Origin of the sequence: Kitasatospora sp. NPDC057198, assembly GCF_042670125.1 — a bacterium.
In the GTDB taxonomy this organism is placed as follows: Bacteria; Actinomycetota; Actinomycetes; order Streptomycetales; family Streptomycetaceae; genus Kitasatospora.
Window position 1 is genome coordinate 1 of sequence record NZ_JBHUWH010000896.1, and the last position, 1,065, is coordinate 1,065.

Annotated in this window: 2 protein-coding genes and 1 pseudogene; 1 reads left to right on the top strand and 2 read right to left on the bottom strand. The window is 73.5% G+C overall.

Features of this window, described 5'->3' with window-relative positions:
- Positions 1–56: 56 nt before the first annotated feature.
- On the bottom strand, positions 57–428 hold the full coding sequence (locus ACFUEL_RS39930) for a helix-turn-helix domain-containing protein (RefSeq protein WP_380243164.1): 372 nt from the start codon (positions 426–428) through the stop codon (positions 57–59).
- Positions 425–712, bottom strand: coding sequence for a thiamine-binding protein (locus ACFUEL_RS39935; protein WP_380243166.1), 288 nt, complete (start codon positions 710–712; stop codon positions 425–427). Before ACFUEL_RS39935 ends, ACFUEL_RS39930 begins: the two co-directional genes overlap by 4 nt.
- Before the next feature lie 211 nt (positions 713–923).
- Between ACFUEL_RS39935 and ACFUEL_RS39940 the strand changes: the two are divergent.
- Positions 924–1,065, top strand: a pseudogene (locus ACFUEL_RS39940) (hydroxypyruvate isomerase); the annotation flags it as partial.

The following is a 1,065-nucleotide window of genomic DNA, read 5'->3' on the forward strand; positions in this document are numbered from 1 at the left end:
GCGCCGGGTCCGGGACCCGGCGCCGTGTGCGATCCGCCAAGGACACGGCCGACGGGTCAGCCCTTCTCCTGCCGGTTCAGGTAGTTGTACACCGTGAACCGGCTGACCCCGAGCGCCGACGCGACCGTCTCCACCCCGTGGCGGACGGTGAACGCGCCGCGCTCCTCCAGCAGGGCGACCACCCGCTGCTTCTCCGCGCGGTCCAGCTCGGTCAGCGGCCGGCCGTCGAACTGCCGGACCATCTCCGCCAGCAGCCGGTCCAGCGCGCTGCTCAGGTGCGGCAGCCGCACCGCGACGGCCGGTGCGCCGTCCCACTCCAGCACCACGTCCTCCGCCCGGGCCTCGGCCGGCTCGACCGCGGTCGCGCCGACCGCGGCCAGCAGCGGCCGCAGGGCGGCGGTGAGCGGGTGGTTCAGGGCATCGCTCACTGCTTATCCCCTCCTTCGGGGTCTTCGGGCCGGGCGCCCTCCGGGGAGCCGGGCTCCCCGTCCAGCACGCTGACCTGGACCGAGATCCGGCTCGCCCCCGCCGCCAGGGTCTCCCGCAGCAGGCGGGTGACGGCGGCCAGGGTCTCCTCGGCCCCACCCTCGGCGCTGGTGCCGAACGGCCCCACCGAGACGGCGAGCCCCGCCTCGTCCACCACGCGGCGCGCGGCCTTGGCGTGCTCGGGGAACCCGTCCAGTTCGAACGGCTCTGTCGTGAACTCCACCATCAATCGCACCCGCTCAGCTTATCGACCCGGCCGCCCTGGGTGATCGGACAGGGCGGCCGGGGCCGGCGGCCGGGCGTTCGGCGGCTTCAACAAAATGTTGCGGCGTCCTTGACAGTCCGGGTGGCGGCGGAGAAGCTTCCATCAAGCAAAATCGAGCTTCCGGATCGTGGAAGTTGCCCGGCGGAAGCCGCCCGGCGAGAGAGCGATTGAGGTGAACCACGTGACCGCTGCCGCCCAGCACCGCTTCACGGTCAACCTGTCCATCCTGTTCGGCGAACTGCCCCTGCTGGAACGGCCCGCCGCGGCCGCCGCGGCCGGCTTCACCGCCGCCGAGCTCTGGGGGCCCGTCGGGG

Coding starts and splice junctions, on each gene's coding strand:
- ACFUEL_RS39935 (WP_380243166.1), bottom strand. CDS start 712: ATGGTGGAGTTCACGACAGAGCCGTTCGAACTGGACGGGTTCCCCGAG.